Source organism: Paenibacillus sp. S02, from assembly GCF_019454065.1.
GTDB classification, from domain to species: domain Bacteria; phylum Bacillota; class Bacilli; order Paenibacillales; family Paenibacillaceae; genus Paenibacillus; species Paenibacillus polymyxa_B.
The window spans coordinates 1,092,770-1,111,478 of sequence record NZ_CP073682.1; the positions used below are offsets into that span (position 1 = coordinate 1,092,770).

The window sequence follows — 18,709 nt, forward strand, 5'->3', positions numbered from 1 at the left end:
GGCTCTGTGAAGAAGGTTAAGGTGTATTTTAACCGCTGGTTTTCAGTGGCGTATCATTATATGAATGCTATTCGTAACAATGAGGACGGTATTCCGTTCGAGATCTATGCGACGCACTCTGATCCGCAGCACATGGCGCTACAGGCCAGTGATATAGCTGAAGTAGAGCCTCGCACCAGTGGTGTGGAGTACGCACAATTTTGCGCTGATTTTTGCAAGCGGCACGGAATTGATGTCTTTATCCCACGGTGGAATATGCTCGATATTAGCAAGCATCTTTATTTGTTCGATGGTATTGGGACAAAAGTGATGGTATGCCAAGATACCGAACTGCTGGAGCAACTGATGGAAAAGGATTTGTTTTATGAATCCATTCGTCAAAAGGAAATTGTCACGATTCCCGATTATGCCATTGCCAGCAATGCCGAGCAGTTTAAACAGGCATATGAGTCGTTAATAGCACTTGGACATAAGGCATGCTTCAAGCCATGTAATGCAGAAGGCGGAATGGGCTTTCGTATCATCGACAATGAACGTAATCCGCTGGAGGAACTGTTCGGCCATGCGCTGAATCATATTTCGTTCGAGGAAGCACACCGCGTATTGTCATCCACAGAATCATTTCCCAATCTGATGGTGATGGAGCTGCTGGAGGGATACGAATACAGTATTGACTGCCTGGCTGACCGGAACGGAAAGCTGCTAGCGGCGGTTCCGCGTAGGAAGGCAGGAGGACGATTACGGCTGCTGGAGCAGCATCCCGAGTTGTTGGAGGTGGCACAGAAGGTCGCTGAGGCGTATCACATTCCGTACAATTATAACATTCAGGTAAAATATAACGGCGAGCATGCCAAGCTGCTAGAGATCAATCCGCGGATGTCCGGAGGACTTCATGTATCATGTTTGTCTGGTATCAATTTTCCTTATCTAGCGGTGAAATCGGCTTTGGGTCATGAGATCGGTTCACTTCATCCGCAATACGACATTTTAGCCAGTCATATCGAGCAGCCAATCACCATACGTAAATCCGTACATTGACACACACAAATATTGTTTTCTACAATATGGTAAGGGTTTACGTCAGGAGGTACAAGCTATGACGTCAAAAATGTGGGGTGCCACGATTGCTGTGGTTAGCTACCTGATTGCGCTTTTACTAAGTTTTTGGTTGCCACTGTTTGTGTGTTTGGCGATTCCGATCATTGGTTTGGGAGGATACAGTGCCATCATGGCTATTCGCCATCCTCGCCCCAATCTGACCGGTTCCGTGATTCCGGTGGTGCAGGAGCAGGTCGCTGAGACACATCAGCATGAAAAGGAAGCTGCCGTTCGACCGGAGTCTATGACAGGACAAGTACGTCAATCAGTTCAGGTGAGCAGTGAATTTGCTCAGGTGATGGAGTATTTGGAGGTACTGGAGGATATGGTGATCTCCGAGGGGCAGAAGGATGCGCTTGATAACGAGATCGTCGAGAAGGCGCTGGCTCTATTTGCACGTTTGCAGCGGGTCATTCCACTTTTGCATGAACTGAACAACAGCGAAGTGAATCACACGGTTCGGAGATTGATTTTGAAGGATTTGAACGGACTGATTAATCCGTTTCTTCGGCTCAGCGGCGATGCGAAGCGGACCAACCGGAGGACGTTATTAAACGGATTACGGGATGTGGACAGCAAAATATCTGTAATTGTATCTACGGTGGAGCATAAGGATCTGTTGGAATTACAGAGCAAAGCGGAGCTTATTCACCAGCGATATAGCAGTTCCGAATTGTAGGCGATTTTTTGAGAAAATAAAAAAAGTAGCAGTATAGCTGCTCTGAATAACAACGATTAGACTTGGGTAACAGTTGTTTTCAGAATAGGAGGTAGCGTATGGCGACCCCATGGGCTGAATTGAAAAAAGAAGATGAACAAAAGGTGACTGAGGAGGCTTCACAGCTGATTCAGAAGGTATCACAAAGCGATGTCATGAGCCTGGATACCTTAATGGATGATATCGGTAAACTGGGGGTTAAAACGCAGGAACGTGCGGGGCAGACCCTTAAAATGCTGGATCGTCCGGTAAACGACCTCATGTCCGGTGATCGGGCTGAGGTATCCAATATGATCTTAAAGCTGCGTGATGAATGCGAAACGCTCCAGCAGAGCAAAAATGTGAGCTTTTTTGGCAAGCTCCTGCGTAAAAGCCCGTTAAAAAACTACATTTACAAGTATCAGTCGGTGAAGACGAACATCGAGAAAATCATTACTGCCTTGAGAGATGGTAAGGATAATCTGGAAGAAAACATCGTCAGCATGAGACAGTTGAAGAAGGCTTCCATTGAAGAAATCTACAATTTACAGACGAAGATTGCCTTTGGTAATCGCTTGAAAGAACTGTTTGAGACCGAGATTGCTAAGCCGGAAAACGAAAACCGTAAGCCTCATCTGGAGCGGGGGTTGCGCAAGGTGGTTACTCGTACACAGTCGATGACTGAAATGATTTTGTTATACAATCAGGCGATTGCGGCAACAGATATTATTAATGATAACAATGATAAACTGATTGATTCTGTAAATAATGCGATTGATAAAACATCGAATCTGATCACTGTATCGGCTATGATCGCGATGGCGCTGGCGGATCAAGACAAAATCATTTCAGCCGTCGATGCAACCAACCGTACCATTGAAGATCAATTCAAGGAAAATGCGAAGCTTCTCAAAACGACGACCGAGAGAACGACAGATCTGCTTAGCAAGCCTTCTATGTCACTGGAGGCTGTGAATCAGGCGATTGGTGATTTGGTATCTGCTTTGGATCTGTCTGAAAAATCGAACCGCCAAATTATTGAAAGCTGCCATGACTACACAAGTAAAATGACAGCAATCAATGCCAACCTTAGCCAACGTTTGGGGATCGAAGGGAAAGAACCATCCAAAACGCTGAAGGATAGCAATTCTTCTGAGGGTTTAAGCTCGTTTTTGAACTGATGACAATTTAGAATAATAGACCCAATCTATTAAAAAGACGCCGGGATGACTCCGAAAGGCGTCTTTTTTTGGTTTGGCAGTAGCTAATAAAGGACATGATGAACATACATAGCATTCTCGTGCATAAACTCTTAAAAAGCGAATGACAAAAGGAGAGAGCGAGCGTATGATGTCCTTTATTTTAGGGTGTGTGATTGTCTATTTACTCGTGGCTGTCAGCAGCGAAAAAGCAGATTCAATTGTGGAATTAAATGATTCTGTGAAATAAAATTTTTTATTGAAAATCATGCATTTTCTGATAGGATAGAGTTAAATATTGGAATCCCAAAGGAGAATGCATGCTGGAATTTTCATTTGAAATCATCGACGAATCGAAAATCAACATTGTATATCAGTATGGAAGCAGCAGCTTCAATTTTAATTTATTTTTTAACTACGGTGTGTGGACGCTGCATCCTTTTGACGGGATTCTGCTCCAGAACAAGGAAATGTGCCGTCTGATCGTTACGGATCTGTTTAAGAACAAAGATTTTCATGTTATGCTGGCGCGCGAAAATATTTTATTATCAACCTTGCGTACCTCTATTGATCTCAATCCCGAAACTCGGGGAGAGCGATATCAGGAACAGGAGTTTGATGAGCTGTCTGATTTTGCTGAGACACACAGCTTTGAAGAGGTACTGCAAATCGAGCAGGATTCCGTCCGCGAACGTATGGATTTCTTCCAAAACATCATTCAAAAAATGTATATGGAAGGATTCGGCCCGGAAGACAATGATTTTAACAAGGTACAAGCTATTCTTCGCATTTATAAGGCTGCACATGACCAACTCGGAGAATTGAGCGACTTTCCCCTGAGAGGCGATGAACGACGCAGATGGTAGAGTAGGCGTACAAACGCAAACATCATAGAGGAGCGTGGGGGACATGAGCGGTATTTCTTTACTTAAAAAGAATGCGCAACTGGTACTGACTAAAAAGAATCTATCAAATGTGACTGCGAGAGTTGGATTGGTGCTCGATATTTCAGGATCTATGAGAAGTTTGTACAAAAATGGTACCGTTCAAAAGGTGTTGGAACGAATTGTTGCAGTAGCGAGTTCTTTGGATGATGATGGTGTACTGGACGTATGGGTGTATGATCACCGTTTTTCACGTTTGCCGTCCGTTACCGAAAATGACGTTGACAACTATGTTGAAAGACATATTCTGTCCAATGATTATTTGCTCAAGTTCGGTCGTAATGATGAGCCGCCTGTGATGCGCGATGTCATCGCCAAATACACCAAGGAAGAACCCTCTTCTGATCCAGCCTTTGTTATTTTTATTAATGATGGCGGTGTGAAGCGTGGAAAAGGAGATAATATCGATAACGCAGTCATTGATTCGTCAGGAGAGCCGATTTTCTGGCAATTTATCGGTGTGGGTGAGTCAGATTTTGGCGTATTAAAGAAGCTGGACAACATAGAAGGCCGTGTGGTAGATAACGCTAACTTCTTTCAAATTCAAAATATCGAATCTATGGAAGACAATGAATTGTACGAACTATTGCTTAACGAGTTCCCGTTATGGCTGCAAGAAGCCAAGGAAAAGCATATTTATTAAGGCTACTAAGTATTGTACTATGAGCCCTTTTCAAAGTTTAATATAAAAAATGCAAAAAGAGAGAGTTCCGCTAGCAAACGCTTTGCGAAACTCTCTCTTTTCATTTACACACCTCTAAAACGTATGGAAGCTCTACGGCGGTTGCCAGCGGAGCGGGCAGAATTGTTCTGAAGAAGCGAAGCGTTCGCTTTTGTCCTCGGATTTTAACCTTTACTGGTTGTGTACAATAATGAAAATCCGAGGGCGGTGGCGATCGGAAGAACAATCTGCACGCGCAGCGCCCACCAACCGCAAGAAAGCTTTCATACGCCCTAACTAACTTATCCCCATTAATATCATCGAGCAAAGGATAAGCCCCGCCCCGCACCCCGAAGTATATACCTTGAGGTGGCGGAACATGGATGTTTTCCAGGCTGACAGAGATTCATCGGAACGCAAACGTTCATTTTCCTCCCGTAATGCCTTGGATTGACGAATGAACAACTGTCTGATGTCGGCAAACCCCTGCAGGAAGAGGGTGAGAAAACCGCTTTGCAGAACGTGGAAGATTGCACCGATCACCAAGCCCAGCAACCCCAACAGGAATAGCAGATTTGCAGTAGCCATGTTTTCACGACCATACAAGAGATGGGGGATGGCGTACAGAAATCCTAAGGTACCGACGATCAGGGCAGTGATCCCGAAACGTAAAATCATTATTTTTCGACCCGTTTCGCAAAGCGCAGGTCTGGGTTCGAACGAGCATCAAATACGATACCTTGAATCTTAGGACTGATTAATGCGGTGTCCGCAGAGAATTGGATCGGAATAATCGGCAGATCTTCCATCAATACGTCTTCTGCCTGATGGAGCTGTTCAAAGCGTTTTGCCGGATCAAGCTCAAAGGTTGAGGATTCGATCAGTTTGTCATACTCCGGGTTGCTCCAGTTGGTAAAGTTGTTCGAATTTTTGGAAGTATAATGCCCCAATACGCCGAGTGGATCCAGGAAGTTTCCTTCCCAGCCCATACGGGCGATCTGGAAGTTCTTTTGTTTAAAGGTATCAATGTACGTTTTCCACTCCTGATTCTCCAGCGTCACTTCAACACCCAGGTTTGTTTTCAGCATTTCCTGAATCGCTTCAGCTACTTTTTTATGCTTATCCGAAGTGTTGTATTTGAAGGTGATCGGTGGCAGCTTGGTCAAACCTTCTTCTTTCAGACCTTCGGCCAGCAATTGTTTCGCTTTTGCAGCGTCAAACTCATAGTATTTTTTCGGTGCTTCATCACGGAAGTCCTTGCCGGATGGCGTTGTTGTTCCGTATGGAACATAACCGTAAGCAGGAGTTTCGCCACCTTTGGTTACGCTGGTAGCCAGTGCTTCGCGGTCAATCGCGTAGGAAATGGCCTGTCTGATTTTTTTATTGTCAAACGGCTTTTGTTTTACGTTAAAAGAATAGGTGTACACACTGAAAGATGGATGCGACAGGAATTCCTTGTTGCTCTTTTCCTGATCCAGTGTATCTACGGGAAGGCTCAAAATCAGGTCCAGATCGCCCGTTTTATACATTTGATAATAAGTTGTGGAGTCTTGAACCATTTTAAAATTAATCGTTGCCATTGTAATGGCATCTTTGTTCCAGAATTGATCGTTTTTCGCCAGCGTAATTTGTTCGTTATGCTTCCATTCTTTGGCTACATACGCACCGTTGCCGACAATTGTGCCCGCTTCTGCTGCCCATTTGTCATTTTTCTCAACAACCGATTGGTTTACTGGCAGATAGGCATGACCCACTGCGATCGTTGGGAAGAAGCTCAGCGGTGATTTCAGCTCAACTACAAGAGTTTTATCATCTTTGGCTGTAACACCCACGTCTTCAATTTTACCTTTGCCTGTGTTGTACGCTTCGGCACCTTTGATGTAGTAGAGGGCAGAAGGATCGTAGGCAGCTGTTTTCGGATTCAGTACCCGTTTCCAGGAGTATTCAAAATCCTTAGCTGTCAGCGTGTCACCATTCGACCATTTTGCACCGTCACGGATAGTAAAGGTGTAGGTTTTGCCGTCAGGAGATACGTCTACTTTGCTGGCAGCGCCTTCTACGATTTTACCGGCCTTATCGTATGTATACAGCCCTTCGTACAAGTTATCAATCACAAAGTAGGACGTTGTATCTGATGCGAAAGCAGGGTCTAGCGTATAAGGCTCTCCACCTGCCAGATTGGCAGTGATTTCTTGCGGGATATCTGCTTGAGGCGCAGCGGACGGGTCGTTGCTTGCTGTTTTGTCCGTAGTACCAGAGCATCCAGCCAAAGCCGTTACGGCCAAAAGTAAGATGATCGTCATCCAATGCATTTTTTTCATCGTGGTTTTCCTCCATTACTGTGATTAGTTATGCCAAAAATAAGGTACACCGTACCGGGATTTATTCATCCTCCTTTCCCGCAGGTATGCCGCGTGTGCGCACTTCGATAAAGGAACTGCCGTTTTTCCTGCGGTTAGGCGAGAAGCTGCGGATCATGGTGACACCCCTCCTTGTCCAATTTGGATATCTCTGTTGTTAATGTTGTGAGCGCGGGTCAAGTGCATCCTGAAGTCCGTCTCCAAGTGTATTGAACGCCAGCATGGTGAGCGATATCATCAGCCCGGGGAAAAATAGGCGCCACCATTGACCGCTTAAAATAACGCCAAGTGAATCGTTAGCCATCGTCCCCCAGCTGGCCGAAGGAGACTGAATCCCCAGACCGAGAAAGCTCAGGAACGATTCGGCAAAAATAGCCGACGGAATAGTGAACGTCAAATTTACAATAATGATTGCCGCTGCGTTCGGTAGCAAATGTCTGAAGATAATACGCGAATGAGATGTCCCCAAGCTACGAGCTGCTAACACATATTCCTGCTGCTTCAGCTGTAAGATTTGCCCACGCACTACACGGGCCATACCGACCCAGCCAGTAATAGATAATGCAATAATCATCGTGAGCAGGCCTGGCTTCATAATAACCAGCAGCAAAATGATGACCAGCAGATAAGGAATGCTGTACAGAATTTCAATAATACGCATTAGGACATTGTCGATTCGGTCGCCCGTTTTACCACGTCCCGCACAATAACCAGCTACACAGCCGACGAGAATGCCAAGCACCAAATCAATGGCAGCAGCGGCAAAGCCGATCATAAGTGAAATTCTAGCCCCGGCCCATGTCCGTGCCCATACGTCCCTCCCTAGATCATCCGTGCCAAACCAGTGCTCTCCCGAAGGAGAAAGATTCGTCTTCAAAAGGGATTGATCACTCGGTGCATAAGGAACCATGGAGGGTCCAACAATCGCCAGCACAATAATAATGATAAGTAGGGAAAGTCCCAACAGAGCAAGCTTGTTGTTAAAAAGTCTGCGTAGCCGATCCCGCCAGGGTGATTCTTTGGGTCTGGTCAACGTGGGGGTAGGGATCTGGCTGCGGTCTACAAGACTGAACAGGCTGTCCTTTTCGACAGTAGGTGCTGCTTTCATGTTAATCTCCTTTGCTGTCTAATTTGATTCGCGGATCGACAAGGCGATAGGATATATCAATTAAAAATAAAGTGACGACCAGAATGGCACTGTAGAAAATGGTCGTCCCCATAATCACTGGATAATCCCGGTTAAAGATACTGTCTACGAAGTATTTACCGATGCCGGGAATGGCGAATATTTTTTCAACGACAAAGGTACCTGTAATAACGGAAGCGAATAACGGCCCGATAAAGGACAGCACCGGAATCAACGCGTTGCGTAATCCGTGACGAATGACTACTGCCCAAGAGGACAACCCTTTTGCTTTGGCAGTGCGTATGTACTCCTCATGCATAACTTCCAGCATACTTGTCCGCATAAAGCGGGCGATAACGGCAAGAGGTGAAACAGCGAGAGCCAGCGACGGGAGCACCGTATGCTGCCAGGTTCCCCATGAGGCGACCGGAAGCAGGTGCCATTGGACGGCAACATACTTGATTAACAGCGGTGCCAATATGAAGCTGGGTACGGAAATACCAACAATGGCGATAAACATCGAGATATAATCCAGTGGTCGATTATGGTGCAGAGCAGCTAGTGTTCCGAGCGAAATACCGGCAATAATCGCGACTACGATGGATTGAATACCCAGCAATGCAGAAGGTGGAAAACCTCGGGCGATGAGCATATTGACGTCCGTCGTTTTCGATTGAATAGACGGGCCCATATCCAGTACTAGCAGATTTTTTAGATACAGCACATACTGCACGGCGAGCGGCTTGTCCAGATTGTACCTGGCACGCATGTTTTGCAATACCGCTTCCGGAATCGTTTTGGAATCGTTCGAGAATGGATCACCCGGAATGATGTGCATGATGATAAACGTTAAAGTGACGATAATCCACAACGTTATGAACATCGTAAAAAGACGCTTTAAAATGTACATGGGGCTTTATTTCTCCTGTCTATCAAGCTGATTTACATACTATTGTTGCTGGAATTTTAAAATTAATAAAAGTATATAAGAATACTAGGAAATAATAAGACGGTTTAGGTGACATGTCAAGGTAAGGTTTTACATTATAGAACATCGGTCAAATTTTCGTCACAGGTTTTCCATTTATATAAGGCTAAGATTCCGCTCATTCCTCTCGACGAGTATCCTGCGGTGTGTTATGATGATACTCTGATAACGTGTTAACGAACTAAAGCGTTTGCCACCTGTTCTTGGATACGGGGGTCATCATTGTTGGAGGGGAATAAGATGAGAAAAGCAGCCATGTTTACGATGTTAATTGGATTGATGATGATCGTGTTGGCCGGATGTTCCGGCGGTAAGGATGACAGTAAATTGATTATTGGAATTGATGATAAATTCGCCCCGATGGGCTTTAGAGATGAAAATAACGAGCTGACCGGCTTTGATATTGATTATGCGAAAGCGGCCGGGGAACAAATGGGTAAACAGGTGGAATTTCAGCCGATTGACTGGTCTGCCAAAGAATCCGAGCTGAACAGCGGACGTATTGATCTCATTTGGAATGGATACACCATTACGGATGAGCGTAAGGAAAAAGTGCTGTTTACGAAGCCATATCTGAAAAACAGTCAGGTGATTGTCATTCCGGCTACTTCCAGTCTTTCCAAGCTGGCTGATCTGGCGGGCAAAACGGTGGGACTCCAGACGCTGTCTTCAGCAGCCGATGCACTGGATGCGAATCCGATCAAAAGTAAATTGAAGCAAGTTTCCGAGTTCCCGGATAATGTGCTTGCTTTGACAGACTTGAAAACCGGACGTCTGGATGCGGTTGTCATTGATGAAGTCGTTGCCAAGTACTATATGTCGAAGGAACAAGGGACGTATAAGCTGCTTGATGAATCACTGGCCCCTGAGGAATACGGCATCGGTGTGAAAAAAGGGAATGAAGAGCTGTTGACGCAGCTGCAATCTGCATTGGATGAGCTGCACAAGAACGGAAAAGCTGCTGAAATTTCAAAAAAGTGGTTTGGTGAAGATAAAGTATTAAATTAATACGTAGTGTATTGAACTAAGGGTTTAGGAGTCGAAGGTTATGAGTATGGAATATATTTTACGAATTATGAAGCCTATGCTTGAAGGGGCACAGATGACGGTTATTTTATTTTTCATCACGCTCATCTTGTCTATTCCATTGGGTTTTATCGTTACTTTACTGGCCAAAAGCCGGATTAAGCCAATCGCCTGGCTGATGCATATGTACATTTATGTTATACGCGGTACGCCGCTATTGCTGCAATTATTGTTCTTTTGTTTTGGTCTGCCGATGTTGCCTGTCATTGGGGAGTATCTAGTATTGGACCGGACAACGGCAGCGGTACTGGCATTTGTACTGAATTATGCAGCTTATTTTGCGGAAATTTTCAGAGGCGGGATGTTGTCGATTGATAAAGGGCAATACGAGGCTTCGCAAGTGCTGGGCTTGAGCAAGTCGCAGACGCTGATTAGAGTCATTGTGCCGCAAATGGTGCGGATTGCTTTGCCTGCGGTAACCAATGAGGCGACAACACTGGTAAAAGATACGGCACTACTGTATGCAGTAGCGGTACCGGAACTGCTGCATTTTGCCAATACGGCTGTAAACCGTGATTTCTCGATTGTACCTTATGTTGTAGCGGCGGTTATTTATTTGTTGTTAGCTTTGGTGCTGACGCTATTCTTCAGGGCGCTGGAAAAACGTTTTAAATTCGAGTAAAAGGAATGTCGAGATATGAATACTAATGCAATAGAAGTTACCGATTTGAAAAAATCGTTCGGCAAGCTCGACGTTCTGAAAAGAGTGAGCTTTAACGTTAAAGCGGGCGAGGTTGTAGCCGTCATCGGTCCTTCAGGTTCAGGAAAAAGTACCATGCTCCGTAGTTTGGTACACCTGGAAGATGTGACGGGCGGAACGATCCGCATTCATGATAAAGCACTGGTGGAAAACGGTCAGTACGCTCCGGCAGGTGATATTAAGGGCATTACCACTGGGATGGGCATGGTGTTCCAGCATTTTAATCTGTTCCCTCACTTGACGGTACAGGATAATCTGGAGCTGGCTCCGAAGCTGGTGAAAAAGGTGAGCAAGGCTGAACTGCGTCGCCAAAGCGCTGAGTTGCTGGCTAAAGTCGGATTGGCAGATAAAGCAGATGCGTATCCATCCCGACTGTCGGGGGGGCAGAAGCAGCGTGTGGCGATTGCCCGGGCAATGATGATGAACCCTGATATTTTACTGTTCGACGAGCCGACCTCGGCCCTTGATCCCGAGCTGACGGGTGAGGTGCTGCGAGTTATCAAAAAGCTGGCTGAGGAACATATGACGATGGTCATCGTGACCCACGAGATGAATTTTGCGAGAGATGTGGCGGATCGTGTCATTTTTATGGATAATGGCGAAATTGCAGAATCCGGTACACCAGAGCAGATTTTCAACAATCCGCAGCTGGAACGGACGAAGGTGTTTCTGAATCGGGTGGGGGATTAAAAATAGTTACTGGTGGTGCGGGGAGGCGCTGCGCGTGCAGATTGTTCTTCCGAACGCTCCGCTTCTTCAGAACAATTCTGCCCGCTTCGCTCACCGACAAGCTGTGCAAGCAATATGTTTTTAAGCAGGAAGTATGAGGGAAGAATAAGAGCAAGGGGGATGGCCAGCGCCATCTCCCTTTTTGTAGTTGCAGAGCATGTAGAGCATATAGCAACTTTAAAAAAGCTTCGAATGCAAGCTGGAGTAGCCGAAAGTTGTGGACTCTACTGCTTGCATGAGCATATTAAGAGTTTGGAAATCGTTACCGCTCCGTCCGTTCTAGCCTAAGTGAAGGAATCCGGTTCAGACAAAATCGGTTCGGGACGTGTTGCAAACAGGACTTAAAGCTCCGATTCAGAAGCTGATGACTAATAAAAATGAAGCCAACAACCAGTTAGGAACGTATCAGGTCGTTAAGCTGAGCCCGCCGTGTCCAAGGAACAACTGGCCCAATACCGAGCGGTACGAAGTAGAAGGATTCGTACAAAGCAAAGCACTTCAAGGCAAAAGATTATTTCTGCCGATTGAAGTGCTTTTATTTTAAGTCATTAGTTAAATTTCTCCATCATCTTTCTTATGGTTTATTACCAGCAACCCATTCTTTTTCCCCGCTAAATACCTCAATCATCGTCACTGCCCCCGTTCGGTACCCGTGGATGAACGCTGCTGCGGAGTGCAAGGAAGTTGACTCGCTTAATAAATCAAACATGACTTCAATTTGCTCAAAATCGACTGCTGGTAATTTATTTTTCAACATCTCCATATATTCACTAATTTTTTGATTCACTTTTTGAGACTCAGGGTCGGTTGACTTTATTTGTTCACTGGGACGCCAATTCCCATAATACAGATCCTCCAAAATCATTTTCATCAAGCCCCCTATGAAATGTTAAGTGTTTTGTCCTCACGTGAATTGAGAATTCCCTTATGCGCTGTTCATCCCCCAAGCACAGTTTACAGCATGCGATGGATGCATATTGATATTTATGCGTTATTTGCATAAAGTTTTTTTATAAGCTGAGTTAAAAATGTACACGAGGCGCCACTACGCGGTCGGATGGTGATTCCCATCGTTGTTGTGCCCCGATTTCTTAATCAAGCTAAGAAGGTTGAAATCCGGGCACAAAGGCGAACGTTATCGCTTGTACAGCACCATTCCGCCCACTTCGTTCTTAATCAAATTGGCGGATTTCCACAAGGTGAGTATCGACTTTATTCTTGGTCAGACAGATAATCCTAAACGTTACAGGTAAAAAGGCATAACATTCACAATAAAGCTCCCGTGATGATTCACAGGAGGTTTTTTGCTGGAATTATTCATTAAGTCGTCCCATCATAACTGTGTTGAGGTAATTACCATCGGACAGAATTTTGTCCTTTTTTAATATGCCTTCGCTCTCAAACCCCAGTTTTTTTATACTGAATTGCACTCCTTAAAATTGACATTGGAAAAACTCCATATGGGAAACCGACGGGACTGACCCCAGTTGCCATTGGCAGCTTTTTGGTTTTAACGATATAAGTTCTTGTCTTCAGCTTGGGACAAGAACTTATATTGTTTCCGATTAGATGAATATCTAAAAAATCCGACATAAAAATAGATTCGCATATTGCTCGAATAATTAAAAGCAGCGAAGACCTTCTTCCAACGTTACGAAACTCGATTACCCTTCAACGGCTTCTATAAAATTCAAGGTATTCTAAACATAATAGAGTTAAACCTTTAATTTGCTAGGTTTTTATGCAAACGCTATCATTCTATAATTTACTCAGAAAGGAGGTAAAAGTAAAAAAACGGAATATGGCACTGATAAGAGATGTGCTGCAAAGAGAATCAACTAACAAGCAGATGTATGGGACAAACACAAAAATTTTAGGAGGTAAAGTATGTTTAAGTTTAGTAAGAAAATGATGACGGTAGTTCTTGCAGCTTCCATGAGTTTTGGGTTGTTTGCAACAACCTCAAGTGCAGCGACAGACTATTGGCAAAATTGGACCGATGGCGGTGGGACGGTCAATGCTGTTAATGGATCAGGCGGTAATTACAGCGTAACATGGAAGGATACCGGGAATTTTGTTGTCGGCAAAGGCTGGACTACTGGATCGCCAAACAGAACGATTAACTACAATGCCGGTGTCTGGGCGCCGTCCGGTAATGGATATTTGGCTCTCTACGGGTGGACGAGAAACTCACTCATCGAATATTACGTCGTTGATAGCTGGGGGACTTATCGACCTACCGGAACGTATAAAGGTACGGTGACCAGTGATGGGGGCACATATGACATCTACACAACAATGCGATACGACGCACCTTCCATTGAAGGCCAAAAAACGACGTTTATTCAGTACTGGAGTGTTCGACAGTCGAAGAGACCGACCGGGGGCAACTCCACGATCACTTTCAGCAACCACGTGAAAGCATGGGCGAGCAAAGGAATGAATCTGGGGAATACCTGGTCTTACCAGGTGTTAGCAACAGAGGGGTATCAGAGTAGTGGGAGTTCTGACGTAACGGTGTGGTAATCACTCAATCGTAAGCTGTTCAACGAACAGGCGCGGTTGGGACTGTCTCACGGGATAAGCGGGTTTTGAGAGCTGTCTGATAGATAGGGTTTAAATGAATCGATCATAGAGGAAACATTAATCCCTAAACACTGGAGGCAAACGGAAGGACGTTCCCCTTCAGTTCTATCATTAATCCGGATACGTCAAAGGTCGTTTCCTATCAGACAAAACGACCTTTGACATTGTAATCAAAGAAGTATACGAGAGGGTTTAAAACCGTATTACAACATAGACAAGGATAAAAAAAAGACCCAAACAATAAGAATGATAACGATAATATAAAATGGACAGTAACGATCAATGAGGGGGCTAACGGTTACCGATTGCCTACAGAAGTAGAGTGGGAATATGCAGCAGGCGAGGTCAGGTGAGCAAGGGCTACACATACAGCGGAAGCAATAATGCCGACGAGGTCGCATGGTATTGGAAAAATGCCGGAGACAAGTACTTATCTGGAGACTGGAGCTGGCCTATCATAGAGAGCAACAATAATACAACAAAATCGATCGGTACCCGGAAACCCAACGAGTTAGGAATTTATGATATGTCTGGCAACGTAGAGAATGGTGTTGGAACTGGTATGGAGACTTGGATAACCAAAGCGGTTCCTACAGGAAGGTATATTCTAAGGCTATGTTAAATGTTATTGTTGATATTTGACCATAAGAAAACCGCCTTGGTGAAAAGGCGGTTTATTGAGCTAACGTTCCCGTTAGTTGAGTCCCTGTAATTTGGTTTTGCATTGATTTCCGTTAAAGTTCATGCATCACGATGTCCCACCGAGTTAAGGCAGCTTGCTGCCGGCCACGATGCGGTTAGTCGGTGCGGATGTGTCCCGGCAATTACTTCCTCGTTCCTAGTTTTCGGGACCGAGGGTCGCCCAGACCCCGAGTGTGAATGCGGTGTTTATATGATTGATGCACCCGACTTCTTCGAAATACTTTCACACTGCTTTTTTGTTTCTATTTTTTACTCTAGCAATGTATATTTCAGTTAAGTCTTCTTTTAAACGTCACTTATTTATTACCGAGTTGTTCCGCCAAACCGATTAGAAGTCCTTCAATTCCACGAATGTAGCAGAGCCGATACGAGTCCTCGTACTGAACCACTTCGCCAACGATCTGAGCACCATACTTTGTGAGTCTGGATACCATTTCGTCAATGTCTTCAACGGTGAACATGACGCGTAGATAACCGAGGGCATTTACAGGAGCAGTTCGGTGATCGGATATAGTAGGTGGGGTGAGAAATCGCGAAAGTTCAAGTCGGCTGTGGCCATCTGGGGTAACCATCATAGCAATCTCTACACACTGTGAACCCAGCCCGGTTACACGACCAGCCCGGTTACACGACCAGCCCATTCACCTTCGACAGTAGCTCGCCCTTCGAGCTTCAAGCCAACCTCCTCGAAGAAAGAGATTGCGTCATCAAGGGATTCTACAACGATGCCAACATTGTCCATTCTTAGTAATTTGTTTTTTGCCATAATTTTTATCTCCTTATGTGTACAAATTTATTATCTGATCATCTTCATACTTTATGCTTCTGCTCTTGAATTTCATCAATCGCACGAACTGGAACCGCCACACCCTTGGTTCGAGACTGTAAAAAGTAGATAAGCTCTCGCTTACCGTTATCGTCCCATGTATCAGCATGCCTCTTCAGTTCCTTTAAATCCATGGGCAAATCATCTCCGAACAGTGATATTACCCTTATTATAGAACGCTAGTTCGTAAGTATCAAATATCAACAATAACATTTAACATAGCCTTTTTTAAAGAAAAATGCTCCCGTACCCTTGGTTAGAATTTACGGGAGCATCCAATCAGTTGTTGAAGTAGTGAGACTGTTCGAGGTCGTGGATCAGTGCAGGTTGCACAGGCCGCCATCCCAGAAGTTCCTGAGTTGCAACGCTTGATCTCGGGATATCGAGCGCTGCAAGTGTACTGAGGAAGCCGAAGTGTGTGTCTGCTTCTTCACGTGAAATGCTGACTACAGGCACGTTCAGGTGTTTACCGATAACACTTGCGATGTCGCGAAATGGCACTCCTTCATCTGTGACCCCATTTAGTCGTGAACCGGCGGGTGCCTTTTCTAACGCAAGGCGGTATAGATGTGCAGCGTCAAGGCGGTGCACAGCCGGCCAGCGGTTGGTCCCCTCTTCCACATAGGCTGAGAAGCCCTTCGTTTTGGCGATGTTGATCAGTCTCGGCACAAATCCTGTGTCACCCTCACCGTGTACCGAAGGACAAAGCTCTACGACTGAACGCAAATTTCGTGTCCTAGCGGGCCTAGGCTCCTTTTTGCAGCATCCGGAATTTGCCGAAGCAGGAACAGCCGGGATTTTCGAGCCATGGGTTGTTGTGAACCGCGAGCTTATGAACCGAGCCGTCGTCCGCGGTGAAATTCCCGCTCACGCGGACATTGAGATGGCTTGTCACGTCATTACTTCAATGGCTTCCTTTCGCGGACTCATCCAGCGCAAACCGTTCGACAAGCCTTTCTTCACAGCGCTAATCGATGGCATTCTACTGCCTGCACTCAAAAACCCGCAAACAGCTCCAAATATCATGGACAGATGATGACCAGGCGCTTACCAGAAGAATCTACAAGGTGGATCAATCACAGAAATGATTCAACTAACGGGAAACGATATTTGAATTTAGAACAGGGAGCACACTGCCACTGTGAGGTACAAAAAGAGACCCAAATGTGATTTTGGTTGACGCAGTGAAGGCTGATTAAATTTTGTAATGATACTGAAAGAGTGTTGGGCTTGTGGTATAACATCACCCTACTAAACACCCAATATTCTAAAAATGGTTTTTAGTCTAGCGAATAACCGGCTATTCGTCCATGCCTAAAATAAACAACTCACGTACACTAAACTATCTTTATAGGGAGGTGTCGTTATTGAGTTGTCCGGATAAAAAAAAACGTGCAAAAAGAAAACTACAATTGTTTGCCATCCAAAAGAAAAGAAAAAAGAAACTGTTGAGTTTTCTGCATAAAAAAAAATCGTGCAAAAAGAAAACCGCAATTGTTTGCCATCCAAAAGGGAAAAAAAAGAAACGACGTCTTCTAGTTATTAAAAAAATAGTGCGGGTACCGTGTCCCCCACCTAAAGGTCAGCAATTACTTCAAGGACTTGCGGGAGCAATTGCAGAAGCAGGACCTCAAGGACTTGCAGGAGCCCTTGGCCCCCAAGGATTGGCAGGACTTGCAGGAGCGATAGGAGCACTTGGTCCCGAAGGACTTGCAGGAGCCCTTGGCCCCCAAGGATTGGCAGGACTTGCAGGAGCGATAGGAGCACTTGGTCCCGAAGGACTTGCAGGAGCCCTTGGCCCCCAAGGATTGGCAGGACTTGCAGGAGCGATAGGAGCACTTGGTCCCGAAGGACTTGCAGGAGCCCTTGGCCCCCAAGGACTTGCAGGGATTGCAGGAGCACTTGGGGCGCTTGGCCCTCAAGGACTTGCAGGAGCACTTGGTCCCCAAGGACTGGCAGGGATTGCAGGAGCGATAGGCGCACTTGGCCCCGAAGGACTTGCAGGAGCACTTGGCCCACAGGGACTTGCAGGGATTGCAGGAGCAATTGGCGCAGCTGGATTGGCAGGACCAGCGGGACCAGCAGGAGCAGCGGGACCAGCGGGACCAGCAGGACCAGTGGGACCAGCAGGACCAGCAGGAGCAACAGGAGCAACAGGAGCAGCAGGTCCAGCAGGAGCAACAGGGGCAACAGGAGCAGCAGGGCCAGCAGGTGGAGTATTAGGTTTTGCAGATTTCTTTGCCTTGATGCCTCCTGATAATGCAGCAACTGTTGCTCCCGACACGGACGTGAGTTTTCCGCAAGATGGTCCAATCAGTGGGACTGCAATTACCCGTATAAATGCGAGTTCTTTTAACTTGGCTACAATTGGCACTTATCAGGTTTTGTTTCAGGTAGGTGTAAACGAACCGGGTCAACTCATTTTAACACTCAACGGCGCTGACCTGGCTTATACGGTGGTCGGGCGTGCAACAGGTACATCTCAAATAGTAGGAATGGCTCTTGTGCAAACAACGGTCATTAATTCAGTACTCACAGTGCGAAATCCTGCTGGCAATGCCGCGGCACTCACGATCACTCCATTAGCTGGAGGAACAAGACCAGTTTCCGCGCACCTTGTTATTACGCAGGTTGCATAGAGGGAAAGCAGTATTTTTCGATAATAATGCCAATATCAAATAGAGGCCGCCCTCAATATTTCTGCGGTGCAATAATTTGGTACGGGGACATTGTGCTCCTACGACATAAATGTATTGCTTTGTAGCGATCACCGCCGACAGGCGAACAGGAGCGGAAATTGTGGAATGAGCAAGGAATCAGGCACATCGTCCGGCCGCCATATGCACCAGACGGAAAGTCAAGAGATAGGGGTGTTTCTCCAGACATCTGTGATGGGGGACATCCCTTCTTTGATAAATGTATTAAACTAACGGGGAACGATTATTCAATAAATACATTGATACCGCAAACGAAAAAGAGGAGTAGATTTCCTTAGGGCATCTACTCC

General features: G+C 45.6%; 19 protein-coding genes and 4 pseudogenes. 13 read left to right on the forward strand and 10 right to left on the reverse strand.

What is annotated here, in order from left to right; translation table 11 throughout:
* The first annotated feature begins 6 nt into the window (after positions 1-6).
* The 5 genes from KAI36_RS04900 to KAI36_RS04920 all read left to right on the forward strand — a co-directional run bounded on the left by KAI36_RS04900 (position 7) and on the right by KAI36_RS04920 (position 4,581).
* Positions 7-1,038, forward strand: a complete 1,032-nt coding sequence (locus KAI36_RS04900) for an ATP-grasp domain-containing protein (protein WP_220027113.1) — start codon at positions 7-9, stop codon at positions 1,036-1,038.
* A 58-nt stretch (positions 1,039-1,096) separates the two neighbouring features.
* Positions 1,097-1,777 carry a hypothetical protein gene (locus KAI36_RS04905; RefSeq protein WP_028542074.1) on the forward strand — a complete coding sequence of 227 codons (681 nt, stop codon included), beginning with the start codon at positions 1,097-1,099 and terminating at the stop codon, positions 1,775-1,777.
* 98 nt (positions 1,778-1,875) lie between these two features.
* Positions 1,876-2,976 carry a toxic anion resistance protein gene (locus KAI36_RS04910; protein ID WP_023987203.1) on the forward strand — a complete coding sequence of 367 codons (1,101 nt, stop codon included), beginning with the start codon at positions 1,876-1,878 and terminating at the stop codon, positions 2,974-2,976.
* Positions 2,977-3,314: 338 nt separating this feature from the next.
* Entirely contained in the window at positions 3,315-3,860 is a 546-nt protein-coding gene (locus KAI36_RS04915; RefSeq protein WP_039272512.1) for a hypothetical protein, read from the forward strand.
* A gap of 43 nt (positions 3,861-3,903) precedes the next feature.
* Positions 3,904-4,581 (forward strand): vWA domain-containing protein, encoded by a 678-nt coding sequence (locus tag KAI36_RS04920; protein ID WP_220027114.1) that lies wholly within the window; start codon positions 3,904-3,906, stop codon positions 4,579-4,581.
* 315 nt (positions 4,582-4,896) lie between these two features.
* Here the strand turns inward: KAI36_RS04920 and KAI36_RS04925 are convergent, their stop codons facing one another.
* The 4 genes from KAI36_RS04925 to KAI36_RS04940 all read right to left on the reverse strand — a co-directional run bounded on the left by KAI36_RS04925 (position 4,897) and on the right by KAI36_RS04940 (position 8,995).
* Positions 4,897-5,277: a DUF3899 domain-containing protein gene (locus KAI36_RS04925; RefSeq protein WP_220027115.1), complete on the reverse strand. Its 381-nt coding sequence runs from the start codon at positions 5,275-5,277 to the stop codon at positions 4,897-4,899.
* Positions 5,277-6,920, reverse strand: coding sequence for a peptide ABC transporter substrate-binding protein (locus KAI36_RS04930; protein WP_104496616.1), 1,644 nt, complete (start codon positions 6,918-6,920; stop codon positions 5,277-5,279). The genes KAI36_RS04925 and KAI36_RS04930 overlap by 1 nt, the downstream gene beginning before the upstream one ends.
* A 196-nt stretch (positions 6,921-7,116) precedes the next feature.
* Positions 7,117-8,067, reverse strand: a complete 951-nt coding sequence (locus tag KAI36_RS04935) for an ABC transporter permease (RefSeq protein ID WP_220027116.1) — start codon at positions 8,065-8,067, stop codon at positions 7,117-7,119.
* 1 nt (position 8,068) lies between these two features.
* Positions 8,069-8,995: an ABC transporter permease gene (locus KAI36_RS04940; protein ID WP_023987210.1), complete on the reverse strand. Its 927-nt coding sequence runs from the start codon at positions 8,993-8,995 to the stop codon at positions 8,069-8,071.
* A 318-nt stretch (positions 8,996-9,313) separates the two neighbouring features.
* Between KAI36_RS04940 and KAI36_RS04945 the strand changes: the two genes are divergently transcribed.
* Genes KAI36_RS04945 through KAI36_RS04955 form a run of 3 tightly spaced genes read left to right on the forward strand, consistent with a single transcriptional unit; the run spans position 9,314 to position 11,549 of the window.
* Complete coding sequence (locus tag KAI36_RS04945; protein ID WP_075153808.1) at positions 9,314-10,081, forward strand: amino acid ABC transporter substrate-binding protein; 768 nt, start codon at positions 9,314-9,316, stop codon at positions 10,079-10,081.
* Between the two features lie 40 nt (positions 10,082-10,121).
* Positions 10,122-10,781 (forward strand): amino acid ABC transporter permease, encoded by a 660-nt coding sequence (locus tag KAI36_RS04950; protein ID WP_220027117.1) that lies wholly within the window; start codon positions 10,122-10,124, stop codon positions 10,779-10,781.
* A 15-nt stretch (positions 10,782-10,796) separates the two neighbouring features.
* Positions 10,797-11,549 (forward strand): amino acid ABC transporter ATP-binding protein, encoded by a 753-nt coding sequence (locus tag KAI36_RS04955; protein WP_028542079.1) that lies wholly within the window; start codon positions 10,797-10,799, stop codon positions 11,547-11,549.
* On the opposite strand, the gene KAI36_RS04960 is transcribed toward KAI36_RS04955, so the two are convergent.
* Positions 11,546-11,722 carry a hypothetical protein gene (locus tag KAI36_RS04960; protein ID WP_220027118.1) on the reverse strand — a complete coding sequence of 59 codons (177 nt, stop codon included), beginning with the start codon at positions 11,720-11,722 and terminating at the stop codon, positions 11,546-11,548. The genes KAI36_RS04955 and KAI36_RS04960 overlap by 4 nt on opposite strands.
* 230 nt (positions 11,723-11,952) lie before the next feature.
* Here KAI36_RS04960 and KAI36_RS04965 point away from each other — a divergent pair, with 230 nt between their 5' ends.
* Positions 11,953-12,132, forward strand: a complete 180-nt coding sequence (locus tag KAI36_RS04965; protein WP_220027119.1) for a hypothetical protein — start codon at positions 11,953-11,955, stop codon at positions 12,130-12,132.
* Positions 12,133-12,162: 30 nt separating this feature from the next.
* Here the strand turns inward: KAI36_RS04965 and KAI36_RS04970 are convergent, their stop codons facing one another.
* Both KAI36_RS04970 and KAI36_RS27120 read right to left on the reverse strand, forming a co-directional pair.
* Positions 12,163-12,453, reverse strand: a complete 291-nt coding sequence (locus tag KAI36_RS04970; protein ID WP_220027120.1) for a DUF6809 family protein — start codon at positions 12,451-12,453, stop codon at positions 12,163-12,165.
* A 448-nt stretch (positions 12,454-12,901) separates the two neighbouring features.
* A pseudogene (locus KAI36_RS27120) lies at positions 12,902-13,003 on the reverse strand (GNAT family N-acetyltransferase); the annotation flags it as partial.
* Between the two features lie 472 nt (positions 13,004-13,475).
* Here KAI36_RS27120 and KAI36_RS04975 point away from each other — a divergent pair.
* Together KAI36_RS04975 and KAI36_RS04980 are read left to right on the forward strand one after the other, a co-directional pair.
* Positions 13,476-14,114 carry a glycoside hydrolase family 11 protein gene (locus KAI36_RS04975; protein WP_220027121.1) on the forward strand — a complete coding sequence of 213 codons (639 nt, stop codon included), beginning with the start codon at positions 13,476-13,478 and terminating at the stop codon, positions 14,112-14,114.
* Between the two features lie 222 nt (positions 14,115-14,336).
* A pseudogene (locus KAI36_RS04980) lies at positions 14,337-14,777 on the forward strand (SUMF1/EgtB/PvdO family nonheme iron enzyme); the annotation flags it as partial.
* A 395-nt stretch (positions 14,778-15,172) separates the two neighbouring features.
* On the opposite strand, the pseudogene KAI36_RS04985 reads toward KAI36_RS04980, so the two are convergent.
* The 3 genes and pseudogenes from KAI36_RS04985 to KAI36_RS04995 form a co-directional block, all read right to left on the reverse strand.
* A pseudogene (locus tag KAI36_RS04985) lies at positions 15,173-15,642 on the reverse strand (VOC family protein).
* Positions 15,643-15,692: 50 nt separating this feature from the next.
* Positions 15,693-15,836 (reverse strand): annotated as a pseudogene (locus KAI36_RS04990) (IS1595 family transposase); the annotation flags it as partial.
* A gap of 145 nt (positions 15,837-15,981) precedes the next feature.
* Positions 15,982-16,371, reverse strand: coding sequence for a Rossmann-fold NAD(P)-binding domain-containing protein (locus KAI36_RS04995; protein ID WP_220027122.1), 390 nt, complete (start codon positions 16,369-16,371; stop codon positions 15,982-15,984).
* A gap of 7 nt (positions 16,372-16,378) precedes the next feature.
* On the opposite strand from KAI36_RS04995, the gene KAI36_RS05000 reads away from it, so the two are divergent.
* On the forward strand, positions 16,379-16,738 hold the full coding sequence (locus tag KAI36_RS05000; RefSeq protein WP_258382249.1) for a TetR-like C-terminal domain-containing protein: 360 nt from the start codon (positions 16,379-16,381) through the stop codon (positions 16,736-16,738).
* A gap of 274 nt (positions 16,739-17,012) precedes the next feature.
* On the forward strand, positions 17,013-18,341 hold the full coding sequence (locus KAI36_RS05005; RefSeq protein ID WP_481856509.1) for a collagen-like protein: 1,329 nt from the start codon (positions 17,013-17,015) through the stop codon (positions 18,339-18,341).
* Positions 18,342-18,709 lie beyond the last annotated feature (368 nt).